This window comes from Arenimonas alkanexedens (assembly GCF_054781355.1).
The window spans coordinates 1-15,323 of sequence record NZ_BAAGUO010000004.1 but is presented as its reverse complement, the minus strand read 5'-3'; the positions used below and the strand labels follow the sequence as shown (position 1 = coordinate 15,323).

Annotated in this window: 14 protein-coding genes, 1 tRNA gene and 1 pseudogene; 2 read left to right on the top strand and 14 right to left on the bottom strand. The window is 67.8% G+C overall.

Annotated elements, in window-relative coordinates:
* Positions 1-33: 33 nt before the first annotated feature.
* From hisIE to ACYVGY_RS09760, 9 genes are read right to left on the bottom strand one after another with little or no spacing between them, the layout of a single operon-like run.
* Positions 34-645, bottom strand: a complete 612-nt coding sequence (hisIE, locus tag ACYVGY_RS09800; RefSeq protein ID WP_460457311.1) for a bifunctional phosphoribosyl-AMP cyclohydrolase/phosphoribosyl-ATP diphosphatase HisIE — start codon at positions 643-645, stop codon at positions 34-36.
* Complete coding sequence (gene hisF / locus ACYVGY_RS09795; protein WP_460457310.1) at positions 635-1,411, bottom strand: imidazole glycerol phosphate synthase subunit HisF; 777 nt, start codon at positions 1,409-1,411, stop codon at positions 635-637. Before hisF ends, hisIE begins: the two co-directional genes overlap by 11 nt.
* Positions 1,405-2,154 carry a 1-(5-phosphoribosyl)-5-[(5-phosphoribosylamino)methylideneamino]imidazole-4-carboxamide isomerase gene (gene hisA / locus ACYVGY_RS09790; RefSeq protein ID WP_460457309.1) on the bottom strand — a complete coding sequence of 250 codons (750 nt, stop codon included), beginning with the start codon at positions 2,152-2,154 and terminating at the stop codon, positions 1,405-1,407. Before hisA ends, hisF begins: the two co-directional genes overlap by 7 nt.
* Positions 2,151-2,750, bottom strand: a complete 600-nt coding sequence (hisH, locus tag ACYVGY_RS09785; RefSeq protein ID WP_460457308.1) for an imidazole glycerol phosphate synthase subunit HisH — start codon at positions 2,748-2,750, stop codon at positions 2,151-2,153. Before hisH ends, hisA begins: the two co-directional genes overlap by 4 nt.
* Positions 2,747-3,835, bottom strand: a complete 1,089-nt coding sequence (hisB, locus tag ACYVGY_RS09780) for a bifunctional histidinol-phosphatase/imidazoleglycerol-phosphate dehydratase HisB (RefSeq protein WP_460457307.1) — start codon at positions 3,833-3,835, stop codon at positions 2,747-2,749. The genes hisH and hisB overlap by 4 nt, the downstream gene beginning before the upstream one ends.
* Positions 3,832-4,914 (bottom strand): histidinol-phosphate transaminase, encoded by a 1,083-nt coding sequence (hisC, locus tag ACYVGY_RS09775; RefSeq protein WP_460457306.1) that lies wholly within the window; start codon positions 4,912-4,914, stop codon positions 3,832-3,834. The genes hisB and hisC overlap by 4 nt, the downstream gene beginning before the upstream one ends.
* The gene (hisD, locus tag ACYVGY_RS09770; protein ID WP_460457305.1) at positions 4,911-6,209 is read right to left on the bottom strand and encodes a histidinol dehydrogenase; all 1,299 of its coding nucleotides are present in this window, start codon (positions 6,207-6,209) and stop codon (positions 4,911-4,913) included. Before hisD ends, hisC begins: the two co-directional genes overlap by 4 nt.
* The gene (gene hisG, locus ACYVGY_RS09765) at positions 6,206-7,105 is read right to left on the bottom strand and encodes an ATP phosphoribosyltransferase (protein WP_460457304.1); all 900 of its coding nucleotides are present in this window, start codon (positions 7,103-7,105) and stop codon (positions 6,206-6,208) included. Before hisG ends, hisD begins: the two co-directional genes overlap by 4 nt.
* A gap of 30 nt (positions 7,106-7,135) precedes the next feature.
* Entirely contained in the window at positions 7,136-7,459 is a 324-nt protein-coding gene (locus ACYVGY_RS09760; protein ID WP_460457303.1) for a YerC/YecD family TrpR-related protein, read from the bottom strand.
* A 101-nt stretch (positions 7,460-7,560) separates the two neighbouring features.
* Between ACYVGY_RS09760 and ACYVGY_RS09755 the strand changes: the two genes are divergently transcribed.
* Positions 7,561-9,381, top strand: coding sequence for a sensor domain-containing diguanylate cyclase (locus tag ACYVGY_RS09755; protein ID WP_460457302.1), 1,821 nt, complete (start codon positions 7,561-7,563; stop codon positions 9,379-9,381).
* 9 nt (positions 9,382-9,390) lie between these two features.
* On the opposite strand, the gene ACYVGY_RS09750 is transcribed toward ACYVGY_RS09755, so the two are convergent.
* The gene (locus tag ACYVGY_RS09750; RefSeq protein ID WP_460457301.1) at positions 9,391-11,289 is read right to left on the bottom strand and encodes an HAL/PAL/TAL family ammonia-lyase; all 1,899 of its coding nucleotides are present in this window, start codon (positions 11,287-11,289) and stop codon (positions 9,391-9,393) included.
* Between the two features lies 1 nt (position 11,290).
* Positions 11,291-12,679 carry a histidine--tRNA ligase gene (hisS, locus tag ACYVGY_RS09745; protein ID WP_460457300.1) on the bottom strand — a complete coding sequence of 463 codons (1,389 nt, stop codon included), beginning with the start codon at positions 12,677-12,679 and terminating at the stop codon, positions 11,291-11,293.
* A 129-nt stretch (positions 12,680-12,808) separates the two neighbouring features.
* Here hisS and ACYVGY_RS09740 point away from each other — a divergent pair.
* A tRNA-Pro gene (locus ACYVGY_RS09740) sits at positions 12,809-12,885 on the top strand.
* Positions 12,886-12,947: 62 nt separating this feature from the next.
* On the opposite strand, the gene ACYVGY_RS09735 is transcribed toward ACYVGY_RS09740, so the two are convergent.
* From ACYVGY_RS09735 to ACYVGY_RS09725, 3 genes and pseudogenes are all read right to left on the bottom strand, one after another.
* Positions 12,948-13,856, bottom strand: a complete 909-nt coding sequence (locus ACYVGY_RS09735) for a hypothetical protein (RefSeq protein WP_460457299.1) — start codon at positions 13,854-13,856, stop codon at positions 12,948-12,950.
* Positions 13,853-15,160 carry a glycosyltransferase family 2 protein gene (locus tag ACYVGY_RS09730; protein ID WP_460457298.1) on the bottom strand — a complete coding sequence of 436 codons (1,308 nt, stop codon included), beginning with the start codon at positions 15,158-15,160 and terminating at the stop codon, positions 13,853-13,855. The genes ACYVGY_RS09735 and ACYVGY_RS09730 overlap by 4 nt, the downstream gene beginning before the upstream one ends.
* Positions 15,161-15,202: 42 nt before the next feature.
* A pseudogene (locus ACYVGY_RS09725) lies at positions 15,203-15,323 on the bottom strand (IS3 family transposase); the annotation flags it as partial.

The following is a 15,323-nucleotide window of genomic DNA, read 5'->3' as shown; positions in this document are numbered from 1 at the left end:
GGCGAGGACCGCATTATTACCCGCCGCCGCGGCTCAGCGTTTGCTGGCGTGTCGCTCGCTCAGGACCGCGCGCACCGCATCCAGCCCCAGACCGCGCGCGCGCAGCAGCACGGTGAGGTGGAAGATGAGGTCGGCCGCTTCGCCCAGCAGGGCCGTGTCGTCCTGGACCACCGCGGCCAGCGCGGTTTCAACGCCCTCCTCGCCCACCTTCTGGGCAATACGCCGCACGCCGCCTTCGAACAGCGAGGTCGTATAACTGCCGGCCGGACGCTCGCTTTCGCGCGTTTGCACCAGCGCATCAAGCTCCGCCAGGAAGTCGCCGGGCGCCGCGGGGAAGCAGCTCTCACGGCCCAGGTGGCACGTCGGTCCGCGCGGCCGCGCCTGCACCAGCAGGGTGTCCGCATCGCAGTCAGTTTCAAGCCGCACCAGGTCCAGCACATCGCCGCTGGACTCGCCCTTCATCCAGAGCCGCTGCTTGCTGCGGCTGAAGAAGGTGACGCGGCCGGTTTCAAGCGTCGCCTCAAGCGCGGCCTGGTTCATGTAGCCGAGCATCAGCACGCGGCCGGTGCCGGCGTCCTGCACGATGGCGGGCAGCAGGCCGCCCTGTTTGTCCCAGGCCAAGGCCTGTATCTGCTCAGGCGACATCGCGCACCTCGATGCCCTGCGCACGCAGGGCGTTCTTGAGTTCGGGGATCCGGACGCTGCCGGAATGAAAGACGCTGGCCGCCAGGGCGGCATCGGCATCGGCATCGAGGAAGACCTCGGCGAAGTGGCGCGCTGAACCGGCACCGCCCGACGCGACCAGCGGCACGCTGCAGATCGCCCGCACCGCGCGCAGCTGTTCGAGGTCATAGCCGGTGCGAACGCCGTCTGAACCCATGCAGTTGAGCACGATCTCACCGGCACCGCGCTGCTGCACTTCAGCCACCCAGTCCAGGGTGCGGCGCGGCAGTGCGCGGGTCTGGTCCGGGTCGCCGGTGTAGGCGCGGACGCGCCACTCGCCGTCGGCGTCGCGCAGGCTGTCGATGCCCACCACTACGCACTGCACGCCGAATTCAGCCGCCAGTTCGTCGACCAATGCCGGACGCTCAAGCGCCGGCGTGTTGACTGAAATTTTATCGGCGCCGGCCAACAGCACCTCGCGCGCCTGCGCCACCGAGCGGATGCCGCCGGCCACGCAGAACGGAATGTCGATGATGCGGGCGACGCGCTCGACCCAGGCCCGGTCCACGCCGCGGCCCTGCGGGCTGGCGGTGATGTCGTAGAAGACCAGCTCGTCGGCGCCCTCGTCGCGATAGCGCAGGGCCAGATCCTCGATCGCGCCCATCACCACGTGGTCGCGAAAGCGTACGCCCTTCACGACCAGGCCATCCTTGACGTCCAGGCAGGGGATCAGACGACGGCTCAGCATGGGGTCTGCTCCGCGATCACGTCGGCCAGGGTGAAGCGTCCGTCCAGCAGGGCCTTGCCCAGCACGATGCCGCCGCAGCCGCTGGCGCGCGCCGTGGCCACGTCCTCGGCGCCCGCAACGCCGCCCGAGGCCTGCACCCGCAGGCGCGGGAAGCGTTCACACAGGTAGCGATAGAGATCGAAGTTCGGACCGCTGAGCATGCCGTCGCGGCTGATGTCGGTGCACAGCAAATGGCGAAGGCCGACCTCGTCGTAAGCGGCCGCCAAAACGTCGAGTTCGCGGCCGCCCTCTTCGGTCCAGCCGTGTACCGGCAGCCGCCAGCGGCCTTCGGCATTGCGACGGGTGTCGAGCGCGACCGTGATCCGGTCAGCGCCGTAGCGCGACACCCAGGACGCCACGCGCCCCGGCTCGCGCACGGCCAGCGAGCCGATCACGACCCGGTCGGCACCTGCCGCCAATAGTGCCTCGACATCCGCCTCGCTGCGCACGCCGCCGCCGGTCTGCACCTTGAGCCGGGTCTTGGCCTTGAGCTCACCGAGCAGCGGGGCCAGCGTGTATCCGCCGGCACGTGCCGCGTCCAGGTCGACCAGATGCAGCCAGCGCGCGCCCGCGTCGGCATAGCGTGCGGCCAAGGCCAGCGGCTCGTCGACATAGCGGGTTTCCTGCGCGTAGTCGCCCTGGCGCAGTCGCACCACCCGGCCCTCGCGCACGTCAATGGCGGGATAGAGAACGAAGTCACTCATGCCGGCGGGCCCTGCAGGAAATTCTGTAGCAAACGGGCGCCAACGGCACCCGAACGTTCGGGATGGAACTGGGCACCGGCGACATTGCCGCGCCGCACCATGGCGGCAAAGGGCTGCCCATGCACGCAGCTGGCGAGGCAATCGTCGGTGACCGGCGCGGCGAAACTGTGCACGAAATAGGCCTGGGCGCCGTCGGCGACGCCGTCCAGCAGCAGGTCGGCGCGCGTCGGATGCAGTCGATTCCAGCCCATGTGCGGAACCCGCACGCCGGCCGATGCAGGCATGCGTCGCACGCGTCCGGGAATCAGGCCCAGGCAGTCCACGTCGCCTTCTTCCGAGCCATCGAACAACAGCTGCATGCCCAAGCAAATGCCGAGCAGCGGCTGCTGCAGCTCGCGCAGCACCGGCACCAGGCCTAGCTGATTGAGCCGCGCCATCGCGGGCGCGGCGGCGCCAACGCCCGGCAGGATCACGCGATCGGCGCTGCGGATGATGTCGGCATCCGCCGTCATGGCTGCCTCCACGCCCAGGCGTTCGAGCGCATAGCGCACGGAGCCAATGTTGGCGCCGCCGGAGTCGACCAGCACGACTCTCACAGTGCGCCCTTGGTGGTCGGCAGCTCGCGCCCCTGGCGACGGATGGCCTGGCGCAGCGCCCGCGCCGTGGCCTTGAAGCAGGCTTCGACCATGTGGTGGGTGTTCTCGCCCTGGACGGAAAGATGCAGGTTCAGGCCCGCGGTTTCGCACAGCGACCGGAAGAAGTGCGGCACCAGCTCGGTAGCCAGGCCACCCACGTCCGCGCGCGGGAAGCTGCCTTCGAACACGAAGTAGGGCCGGCCGGAGAAATCCACCGCGGCCCGCGCCAGGGTTTCGTCCATCGGCAGGGTGATCGCGCCCTGCCCGGACGAGTCACCGTAGCGGGCAATGCCGCGCTTGTCGGCCAGCGCCTGCTTAAGCGCCTGGCCCAGCGCCAGCGCGCTGTCCTCGACGGTGTGGTGCTCGTCGATGTGCAGGTCGCCGCTGCAGCTGAGCTGCAGTGCGAAACCGCCGTGCTTGCCCAACTGTTCGAGCATATGGTCGAAGAAGCCCAGCCCGGTCGCGACTACCGGATCAGCGCTGCGGTCGAGGTCGATGTCGACCCGGACCCGGGTTTCCTTGGTCACCCGCTCCACCTGCGCCACCCGCGGCGCATCGGCCAGCGCATGCGCGATCGAGGCCCAGGTGTCCGGTCCGGGCTTGAGCTTGAAGCCGCGGCAGCCGAGGTTGGTGGCCAGCTGAAGGTCCGTGTCGCGGTCGCCGATCACCGCCGAATTGGCCAGATCAATGCTGCGATCGCGCAGGTAGTGCATCACCAGGCCCAGCCCCGGCTTGCGGGTGGGCTTGTTCTCGTGCTCGAAGCTTTCGTCAATCAGCTGCTCGCGGAAGTGGATGCCCTGCGAGGCCAGGATCTGAAGCATCAGCGCGTGCGGGCCGTCGAAGCTCTCGCGCGGGAAGCTGTCGGTGCCCAGCCCGTCCTGGTTGGTGACCAGTACGAACTCGAAGCCGGCATCGCGCAGCACCAGCATCGCCGGGATGACGCCTTCAACGAAGCGGATTTTCTCGTAGGCGTCGATCTGGAAATCAGCGGGCTCTTCGATGATCGTGCCATCGCGATCTACGAACAGGATACGTTGGCCACTCATGCCGCCACCCTCCCCGCCTGCAGCGCCTGGAGCAAGGCGTCGTTCTCGTCGGGAGTGCCGATGCTGATGCGAAGCGCATCGCCCAGCTGGGGCGAGCTGCGCATGTCGCGCACCACCACGCCCGCCGCCAGCAGCCGCGCGAACGTCGCCTCGGCGTCCTCGAAGCGCACCAGGATGTAGTTGCCCTGCGAGCCATAGACGCGCCGCACGCCGGGCAGGCCCGGCAGTTCGTGCAGCAGGCGCTCGCGCTCGGCGCGCACGGTGATCACCCGGCTGGCGGTCTGGACCAGTGCCGGCTCGGACAGGCCGGCCAGGGCCAGCTGCACACAGGGCGACGGCAGCGGATACGGGGCCTGGCAGTTGCGAAGCACGGTCACGAGCTCGGGCGCAGCCAGCAGACAGCCGATGCGCGCCGCCGCCAGGGCGTGCGCCTTGGACAGGGTGCGCAGCACGGCGAGATTGGGCTGCTCATTGATATAGCCGGCCACCGAGGCCTGGTCGGAGTATTCACCGTAGGCCTCGTCCACCACCACCAGGCAGCGCCCGGCAAGGCGGCGCGCCAGCGCCAGCAGGTCGGCGGGCGGAATCGCCTGACCGGTCGGGTTCGCGGGCGAGCAAACGAAAACCAGCTTCGCGCCGGCGGACACCGCGGCATCCGCCATGGCGTCGAGGTCGGCACTGAAGCCGGCCTCGCCGTCACGCAGCGGCACCTGCACCAGCGGCGCACCCTGCAAACGGGCGCTGACCGCGTACATGCCGAACACCGGCGGCGATACCACCACCGCGTCGCGCCCCGGAACGCAAAGTGCGCGCACCAGCAGGTCAATGGCCTCATCGCTGCCGCGCCCCACCAGCACCTGGTCGGCGCGCACGCCGTAGATCGCAGCCAGGCGCTCACGCAGTGCGGCTGGCTGGGGATCGGGATAGCGATTCGCACCCAGGCTGGCATCAGCGGGGTTGCGCCAGGCACTTTCGTTGGCGTTCAACCACACCGAGCCGCTAAGGCCAGCGCGGCGGGCCGAGCTGTAGCCCGCGAAGTCACGCAGGTCGTCACGAACCAGTTCCAGGATGGCGCTCACAGACGGGTCTCCAGGCGCCGAAGCACCGATTGGGCGTGGGCCTCAAGGCCCTCCGCACGGGCGATCTCGACGGCGCAAGGGCCGATGGCCGCGAGTCCGGCGCGGCTGACTTCCTGCACGCTGATCGATTTCTGGAAGCTGGCCACGCTAACGCCGCTCCAGGCGCGCGCGGCGCCATTGGTGGGCAGCACGTGGTTGGTGCCGGAGCAGTAGTCGCCCAAGCCCTCGGGCGCGAAATCGCCCAGGAAGATCGAGCCGGCACAGCTGACCTGATCGAGCCAGGCGCGCGGATCGCGCAGCGCCAGGATCAGGTGTTCGGGAGCGTAGTCGTTGCTGATCGCGAACGCCTCGTCCAACGCATCCACCTTCACCAGGCGCGCGAACTCGAGCGCCTGGGTAGCGATCGCGGCGCGCGGCAGTTCGGCCAGCTGGCGTGCGACCTCGGTCTCGACGGCGGTGATCAGCGCTTCGGAATCGGTAAGCAGGATCACCTGCGAGTCCGGGCCGTGCTCGGCCTGCGACAGCAAGTCGGCCGCGACGTGCACCGGCGGCGCGCCGGCATCGGCGATCACCAGCACTTCGGACGGACCCGCGGGCATGTCGATGGCGGGACCGCCGGCCGTCATCGCCGCCAGTTGCTTGGCCGCGGTGACATAGCGGTTGCCCGGCCCGAAGAGCTTGTCGCAGCGCGGCACGCTGGCCGTGCCAAACGCCATGGCGGCGATGGCCTGAGCGCCACCGAGCTTGAAGACCCGGCGCACCCCGCACAACTGGGCCGCGAACAGCACCGCCGGGTCGGCGCTGCCGTCGGCCCGCGGCGGCGTGCACAGCACGACTTCGTCGCAGCCCGCCAGCGTCGCCGGTACGCCCAGCATCAGCGCGGTGGACACCAGCGGCGCGCTGCCGGCCGGAACATAAAGTCCAACGCGTGGGATCGCGCGCAGTATCCGGCCACAGCGCACGCCCGGCGCGGTGTCGATCTCGAACTCCGCCGCCATGCCGGCGCGGTGCCAGGTCAACAGACGCTCGCGCGCCTCGGCCAGGGCCGCGCGCAGCGAGGCGGGCACGCTGGCAATGGCGACGGCCATCTCGTCAACACTGACTTCGAAGGCCGCGAGCTCGACGTTGTCGAAGCGACGGGTCAGCGCGCGCAGCGCGTCATCGCCGTCGGCGCACACCTGTTCGAACACGCGACGCACGGCTGCCTCGATCGCCGACTGATCGCCGCCGCCGGGACGCGCCAGGCACTCTCGCCGTGCGGCGGCGTCGAGCCGGCTCCATTCGATCCGCTTCATGCCAGCATCTGCTCCACGGGAAGGACCAACAGACCGGAGGCGCCGGCACGCTTCATGTCTTCAAGCCGCTGCCAGGTCATCGCGCTGCGGCAGAGCGCCTGCAGGGCGACCTGGTCGCGCTGGCCTTCGATCGCCATCACCGTCGGCGTTTCGGCGTCGGGCAGCAGCTTGACCAGTTCGGCAACCTGGTCGCGGTGGGCCTGAAACAGCACCAGTTTGCTCGCACGTACGCTCATCACCGCGTCAAGGCGGCGCAGCAGCATCGCCGCCAGCTCCGAGCGTTCGTCATCGAAGGGCTGCGAAGGCGCGACCAGCAGGGCCTGGCTTTCCAGGATCACCGCCACTTCCTTGAGCTGGTTCGCCATCAGCGTGCCGCCGGTGGAAACGATGTCGCAAATGGCTTCGGCCTTGCCCAGGCGCGGGGCGATCTCCACCGAGCCCGACAGCATCACCGGGGTTGCTTCCACGCCCTGCTCGCGCAGCCAGCGCGCCATCAGCTGCGGGTAGCTGGTGGCGATGCGCAGGCCGGCCAGCCGGTCCGGACCGGTCCATTCCCAGTCGTTGGGAACGGCCACCGACAGCCGGCAGCGGCCGAAACCCAGCTCGCGGATCGGCCGGAAGGCTTCGCCGCGGCCGTCGGCCAGGCGCTCGCAGGCCTGCTCTTCAAGCACGTTGCCACCCACCACGCCCAGGTCGCAGGCACCCTCGGCGATCAGGCCGGGAATGTCGTCGTCGCGGACCAGCAGCAGGTCGATGGGCAGGGATTCGCCATAGCAGAACAGCCGGTCGCGGCTTTCCCGGAACGACAGCCCGGCGCGAGCCAGGAGGTCGCGGGCGGGATCGGACAGACGGCCCGATTTCTGGATGGCAATGCGTAAACGGTCGTGCGTCCTCATGACGCCCTCCGGGTAAGGAAATAGTGGGATTTAGTGCGAAGCGCTTTCGGCGCGGTGGCCCAGGCGTTCGGCGGCAAGCCGGTAGCCACCCGCGCCCAGGTCCAGGCAGCGGGCGACGCGGCCGATGGTGGTGACGCTGACGCCGGTGCGGTCGTGGATCTCCCGATACGGGACGTCAGCGACCAGATGCGGCACCACGCCCCAGCGGTCGGCCATGGCCTCTAGCTCTGACGGCGTGCACAGATCTTCCAGGAACGCCCGCAGCTCGGCCGGATCACGCAGGCTCTGCAGGGCTTGGAGCAAGCCCTGGAGATCGGGCTTGAGGGGTGGATTGGCGGGGTCGCGGCGCTTCATGGCGCTAATGTAATAGCGTGTTATTACAAAAGCAAGGAAAATTTCAGGAACGCAGCCTGCCTGCCCCGCGCATAATGGAGCCGTCCCGGGGGGAGACCAACGTGCCGCGCAACCGACTCATTGCACTGTTGCTGAGCCTTTTGCTGTTGATCAGTGCCGCCGCCCATGCCGCGGTCGGCCCCGCCGTGCTCGAGGCCGGCAGTGAACGCCTGGTCCTGACACCCCACCTGAGCTACCTGGTCGACCCGGGCGGTCGCGCCGACGCCGCCACGATGTTCTCGCGCGCCGCGCGCGCAGAGTTCGAGCCGTTGCCCGGTGACAGCGCTGCCTTTGGTTTCACTCAGGGCGCCTATTGGTTCCATGGCGAACTTTTCAACCACAACCAGACCGAGCCGCGCTGGCTGTTGGCCCTGCACTACCCCTTGCTCGACAACGTGGACATCTACCTGCGCTATCCCGATGGCCGGGTCGAGCACATGGCGTCGGGCGACAGCCTGCCCTTCAGCGCCCGCAGCATCCGCTACCGCCATCCGAATGTGTGGGTCAGCCTGCCGCATCGCACCAAGGTGGAGTTGCTGGTCCGCGTGTCCAGCCGCAGCTCGATGCAGGTACCGCTGGCGATCTACACCCCGACCGCCTTTGCCGAGCTCGAGCGCGATTCCCAGTTCGGCATCGGACTGTTCTACGGCATCCTGGTCGCGCTGCTCTGTTACAACCTGGTGCTCTGGGCGTCGCTCAAGGATCCCAGCCACTTCTGGTACATGTGCCACGTCAGCGGCTTTGGACTGGTCATGTTCTGCCTCAACGGGCTCGCCTTCGAGTATCTATGGCCGGGCTCGCCCTGGTTCGCCAATCTCGCCATCCCGCTGTCCATGGCCATATCGCAAATCGCCATGCACCAATTCTGCCGCGTCTTCCTCGAACTCGAGACGCGGCAGCCGACCGCCAACAAGGTGTCGCTCGCGCTGATCGGCTTCTTCGTCCTGATGGGCCTGGCCTCGTTCGTGCTCGAGTACCGCACCGTGGTGAGGCCAATGACGCTGGCGGTCTTCCCCGGCGCCGTGTTCATCCTTTACGTCGCGATTACCTCGATTCGACGCGGCTATGCCCCGGCGAAGGTGTTCCTGCTCGCCTGGGCCTTCCTGCTGCTGGGCACGGCGCTGTACGCCGCCGTGTCGTTTGGCGTACTGGACAAGAATTTCTTCACCGAATACGCCATCCAGATCGGTTCAGCACTGGAAATGATCCTGCTGTCGTTCGCGCTGGCCTACCGCTACGCCCGCCTGCGCAACGAAAACGAGCGGCTGGTGCGAGAGCAAAACGAGCAGCTCGAGCGCCATGTTGCCCGCCGCACCTCCGAGCTCAGCACCGCGCTTGAACAGCTGGCGGAAGCCAACCAGCGCCTGCGCGAATCCAACCGGCGCGACGCGCTGACGGGCCTGTTCAACCGGCGCCACTTCCGCGAGATGTTCGAGCAGCAGATGCAGCAGGCCAACGAACACCGGCATTCGGTGGGCGTGCTGCTGATGGATCTTGATCACTTCAAGGACGTCAACGACACCTACGGGCATTTGGCCGGCGACGAATGCCTGCGCTGGCTGGGCCGATGCCTGCGGGCCAACCTGCTGGAGCACGGCGCCCTGCTGGCCCGTTTTGGCGGCGAAGAGTTCGTGGTCTCCCTGCCCGACATCCAGGCCGACCGCCTGGTGCAGGTAGCCGAACAGCTAAGGCTGAAGATCTGCGGCGAGCCGGTGCGCTACGCCGGCAACAGCATCCGTATCAGCGCCAGCATTGGCGTATTCCTGCTGCGCCCGGGCAGCGGGATGGGCGCCGACGAAGTGCTGCACAAGGCCGACGACGCGCTTTACACCGCCAAAAACCGCGGCCGAAACTGCGTGCACGCCGCCGAAGACGCCGACTGAGCGGCCCGGTCAGTCTTGCGCGGCGCGCGCCGCCGACAGCAACAGGCCTTCCTCGACCAGCCGCACGGCGCTGGCGACATCACCATCCATGGCGCGGTCGCGACCCATGAAGGGAATCGTTTCGCGCAGCGCGGCCCAGGCCGCCTGCACCGCGCGGCCGGGCTGGAACTCCCCCGCCGCGGCCAGTTCAGCGCGCAGCGCCTCGACCTCGGCCAGGAAGGCCGGCCGGTCCGGATGGCCGGGCAGCGGTGCGCCCTGCACCTTGGCCGCCAGCGCTTCGGCGTCGGCCTCGCGGGCCAGCTGGCGGGCGGCGTTGATCATGTCGCGGCGGTAGTCCAGCGCCTGTGCCGCGGTGTACAGCTCCAGGCCCAAGACCTGGGCCAGGTCGGTCGTCATTTCCAGCACATGGCGACCTTCGTTCGCGCCCATGGACACATGGTCCTCGGCGTTGGCGCTGGTCGGGATCGAGTACACGCTGGCCGGGTGCGCGCGACTGCAAAGGTCGTTCACCAAGGCAGCGGCGGTGTACTGCACGATCATGAAGCCGCTTTCGGTGCCGTCCTCGTTGCCGATCAGGAACGGCGGCAGGCCGTCGTTGGTGGCCGGGTCGACGAGCTTGTTCAAGCGGCGCTCGGAGATGGAGGCGAGCACAGGAATCGCGGCCTTGAGGTAGCTCATCGCCAGCGCCAGCGGCATGCCGTGGAAGTGGCCGGCGGAGACCACCTGGTCTTCGATCTCGCGGGCGTCGGCGAGGTCAGGGAACAGCAGCGGGTTGTCGGTGACGGCATTGAGCTCGACGTCGACCACGCGCTTGGCCTGTTCCAGCGCATCGCGCACGGCGCCATGCACCTGCGGGATGCAGCGCAGCGAATAGCTGTCCTGCGGCTGGTGCTTCTTGCCGCCACGGAAGGGACGGAAGCGCTGGTAGAAGCGCTCGCGGCCGTGGCGCTGGCTGAACGGCACCCAGTCCCAGCCAATGTCGAAGCCCAGCGCCTGCTGGTCCGCGGTGGCCCAGCTTTCCGGCTGCCACTGCTCGAAACGCGGCACCAGGTGATACGCGATGTTCGACAGGCTCGAACCCTTGAGCAGGTCGCGAAGATTCGCGGCCACCTGCACCTGGCCGGGATGCGGCCGCAGGGCGTGCACATGGGGATCGAAGGCGCCCAGGCGGCCGGCGAAGGCATCCAGGGTCATCGCCGCGGCCAGGTCGGCGGTGTCCAGCAGTTCTTCCAGCCGCTCGATCGCCAGCACGGCGGTGGCCAGCATCTGGGCGGTGCCGTTGTTCAGGGCCAGGCCTTCCTTGTGCGACAGCTTCACCGGAGTCAGGCCAGCGCGGCGCAGGGCTTCGGCGCCGGACACGCGCTCGCCGCCGTAGAAGGCTTCGCCGCCGCCCAGCAGCACGATGGCCAGATGCGACAAAGGCGCCAGGTCGCCACTGGCGCCGACCGAGCCCTTGCGCGGCACCACCGGCACCACGCCGGCATTGAGCAGCGCCGCCATGGCTTCGAGCACCGAGGCGCGGATGCCGGAGTGACCGCGCATCAGCGTATTGATGCGAATCGCCATCATCGCCCGCACCACGTCGGCCGCGAACGGCTCGCCGACGCACACCGCGTGGGTGATGATCAGATTGTGCTGCAGCTCCTCGAGCACGCTGTCGGACGAGTCCGACGCTCCCGGCAGGCCCCTGCGAAGGCGGTGCGCGCCGAGCAGCTTGTCGGCGTTGCTGCCGAAGCCGGTGGAGACGCCGTAGATGGGCTCCTGACGACGAACCTGCTCGGCGAGGAAGTCAGCGGCGCGCTGAACGGCCGGCATCTGCGCCGGGTCCAGCCGCACCGGCGCGCCCAGCGCGATCTCGGCCAACTGGGCGCGGTTGAGGCTGCTGCCGTCGAGGGTGATGGGCTTCATGTCAGCGGATCCCCATGGCGCGCTGCTGTTCGAGTTCGACCTTGAGTACGGCCGCCAATTCCTCGCGACCCAGTTCGTACTGGTCCTGGGACACCATGTCCTTGACCTTGACTACGTTGCGCGCGGCCTCGTCCTCACCGTAGAGCAGCACGAAGCGGATACCAGCACGATCGGCGTACTGGAACTGCTTGGCGAGCTTCTTGCCCTCCAGCTGCACCTCGGCGTTGATGCCGGCGGCGCGCAGGCGGCGGGCAATGTCGAGCGAGTCCGGCAGGCGGGCATCGTCCATCAGGCCGACCAGGGCCTGCACCGAGCTTTCGGCGGTGGACACGATGCCCGCTTCGCGCAGCTGCCAGAACAGACGGGTGGCGCCGATGGAAATGCCGACGCCGGGGAGCTTCGACTTGGTGTAGTGGCTGGCCAGGTTTTCGTAGCGGCCGCCCGAGCAGACCGAACCGATCTGCGGGTGTTCGTCCAGCGTGGTCTCGTAGACCGTGCCGGTGTAGTAGTCGAGCCCGCGGGCGATCGAGAAGTTGATCGCGTAGTTCTTCTCCGGCACGCCGTAGGACTTGAGCAGCTCGACCACCTCGCGCAGCTCGGCAACGCCCTCGACCAGGGTCGGGTTGCCGTCGCCGAGCGCGGCCAACTTGGCCAGTGCGTCGGCATGCGAGCTTGAACGCGACTGCACGAAGCTCATGATGCGGTCGGCCACGTCGGCGGCCAGACCGAAGTCGTCGCCGACCAGGGTGGCGCGCACGGCCTCGGCGCCACGCTTGTCGAGCTTGTCGATCTCGCGCAGCACCAGCGCCTGGCGCTCGCCGTCGGCGATGCCCACGCCTTCGAAGAAGCCGCGCAGCAGCTTGCGGTTGTTGAGCTGGATGGTGAACGGCCCGACCTCGAGCTCGGAGAACACCGCGTGGATCACCGCCGGCATCTCGGCGTCGTGGCGCACGCTGAGCGCGTCCTTGCCGATGACGTCGATGTCGCACTGGTAGAACTCGCGGAAGCGGCCGCGCTGGGCGCGTTCGCCGCGGTAGACGCGCTGGATCTGGTAGCGCCGGAACGGGAAGGCCAGGTCGTGCTCGTGCTCGGCGACGTAGCGCGCCAGCGGCACGGTGAGGTCGAAACGCAGGGCCAGCTCGGGCTGGCCGCCGCCGCTTTCGGACGCGTTCTGAAGCGCGCCCGTGGACTGCACGAAGTAGACCTGCCGCTCGGTCTCACCGCCGGTCTTGGTCAGCAGCACCTCGGACAGTTCGAAGACCGGCGTTTCCACCGGCAGGAAGCCAAAACGCTCGTAGTTGCGGCGAATGACGTCGAGCATGCGCTGGAAGGCGATCTGGTCACGGGGCAGCAGCTCCATGACCCCGGGCGTGGTACGGGGCTTGATCAAGGCGGGCAACTCCAGAGTGATGCCATATTCTAGCGGCTGGCGCGGCCCACAGCCGCCCCCGGGAACAAGGCTCAAGCGTGGGCTTGCCGGCTCCTCCCTTAACCACTAGAATGCCGGGCTCGGATCCCTCGGGGTGTAGCTCAGCCTGGTAGAGCGCTACGTTCGGGACGTAGAAGTCGCAGGTTCAAATCCTGTCTCCCCGACCACTCGATTCAAAAGCAAAAGGCCGGCCCCAAAAGCCGGCCTTTTTCTTTGGCCGCCGCCCCGGTCAGAGGCTCCAGACCGCCTCGAGCCGAACGTAGCGATAGTTGTACCCATCCCCGCCCGTACCGCTGTTGGCGGGAGCATCCGAGAAACCGGCGCTGGCGCGCAGGTAGTGACCCCGGTTCTGGGGCGTCTGGAAGTCCAGCTCCACCAGGCGTGAAGCCTGGGAGGCCGCGCCCGTGAAGGACTGCCGCCCGGCCCCGGCCGTCACGCGCCACTGGTAGCCGCCCACGAAGCGCCGCAGCGACACGACGCCCAGCGCCTGCGAGTACCGGCCAGGGGCGAAGTAGTCGAGCTCGCGCGGGTCGCTGTCGTTGAACTGCCGCAGACGCAGCTGCAGGCTCAGGCCCAGCTCCGGGACCAGGGCGTAGACGAGGTTCGCGCGCAGGTGCCGGCGCAGGTTGTCATCGCCAAAGTCCTGCAGCCCCGCCAAGCCGCTGGCGCTCCAGCGGTCCGTGATCGGCCAGTCCAGGGCCGCGCCGGCAAACGTATGCACCCGGCCCAGCCGCAGGCCTTCGCGGGTCTCCAAGACGTCGCGCTCGACGAAGAACTCTTTCCGCCGAGCCTCGTCGCTGTACAGGCTCGCGCTGCCCAACAGGTCATCGCCGTCCGTGCCGGCCTCAGCTTTCCAGCGCCAATGACCCTGGCTACCTGCGGCGCGAACGAACAGCCGCTCGTCTGCCTCGCGCCAGCCTTCGCCGGAAAACCGGGCGCGCTCAGCCTTGAAACCCCACCAATGCTCGATGTCTTGGCGCTGCACGTCCCAGCCCAAGGCAGTGCGCAGGCCGCGGTTGCCGTCCGAATCAGACGATGCGAACAGTTCGGGCCGCAGCGCCGGGCCAGGCTCAGCGAGGGCCGGCAGGGCCAGTGCGGCCGCGAAGACCATACCCAGACCGTGAAGCAGCGACCTCATTTGGTACCCCATGTCTTGCGCAGGCGCAGGAGTTCGGAGGCGTAGCCCATCACGCAGACCGGCTGCAGGATCATCGTGTAACCCAAGGTGTAGAAGATGAAGCCCGCTATGTTTCGGCGCACCTGCATTTCTTGATCTTTGAACATTCGCTGCTGAACCCTGAAGATGATGATATTCCACAGCGCCGCCAGCGGCAGCACCAGCAGCGTCATCAGGCCGGCGATCCAGAAGTAGCCGAAAAACGCCGCGATCACGCCGGGGATAAAGACCAGCGTATAGACCAGGTCCATCGGTACGAACAACAGATTCCACCAGATGAAAAGCGTGCTCATGCGCGGCTTGAAAAGCAGCCGCCCGTGGCGGGCGAAGGCCTCCATGAGGCCACGCGACCAGCGCTGGCGCTGGCGCGAGAACTGCACCAGCCGGTCGGGCACTTTGGTGAAAAGGCAGGCGTCTTCGCAGTAACCAATCCGCGCTCCGGTCTCGAGCAGTGCCCAGGACACCACGATGTCCTCGCCGACGCACTCCGGCCAGCCGCCCACTTGCTCCAGCGCTTCGCGGGTGTAGAGCGAGAATGCGCCCTGCGCGACCAGCGTACCGTGGTACATGCTTTGCATCCGCTTTACCGCGGCGATGCCGTGGAAGTAGTCCCATTCCTGGGCGCGGGTAAGCCAATTCTTGCGGGAGTTACGCACCAGCACGGCGCCAGCAACCGCCACCGTATTGGGCGGGTCGGCCAGGAATCTCTCGACCAGCTTTGCGACGGCGTCGGGGCGCAGGTACGAATCACCATCCACGGTGATCACCAAGCGCTGACGGGTCTGGGCCAGCCCGTGATTGAGCGCACGCGCCTTGCCGCCGTTCTGGGGCATGGTCAGCACACGGATGCTGAATTCGCCAGCGGAAAGCCGTTCTGATTCGCGACGCGCAATGGCCAGCGTGTCGTCGGTGGAGCCATCGTCAATCACCACGACTTCCATCGGCCCGAAATAGCTTTGCAGGGACAGGCTCAGGAGCGTATCGGCGACGTTCTGCTCCTCGTTGTAGCAGGCAACCAATACGCAAATCGGTGGATGCCTTTGCAGCGACGCCCGGCTTGGCCGGCGATCACTGAGGATCGAACCGATCAGGAACGCATTCATGAAGCCCGGCACATAGGCAATGAAGGCGATCGAAAGAAGCGCCAGCGGCATGCCGAACACGCTGCCCAGCTCGCGCAGCCAGGGCAACGAGAGCCAAACACTCAGGCACATCCAGCCCGTAGCGAGCCCGACACCGAGGAAGTACTTGGCCAGCAGCGGCACGTAGAACCGTCGCCTTTCAGGCGCAGGGACACCGGTTGGGTTCTACCCCGTTTCCGCGGACGGTTTGATTAAGGTCTGAAACTCCCGATCACGCCGGGCAACTCTACGACGCATTCGCGGATTGTGGAACCGCTCCAGGTAGTCGAACAGGTCGGCACGCGCT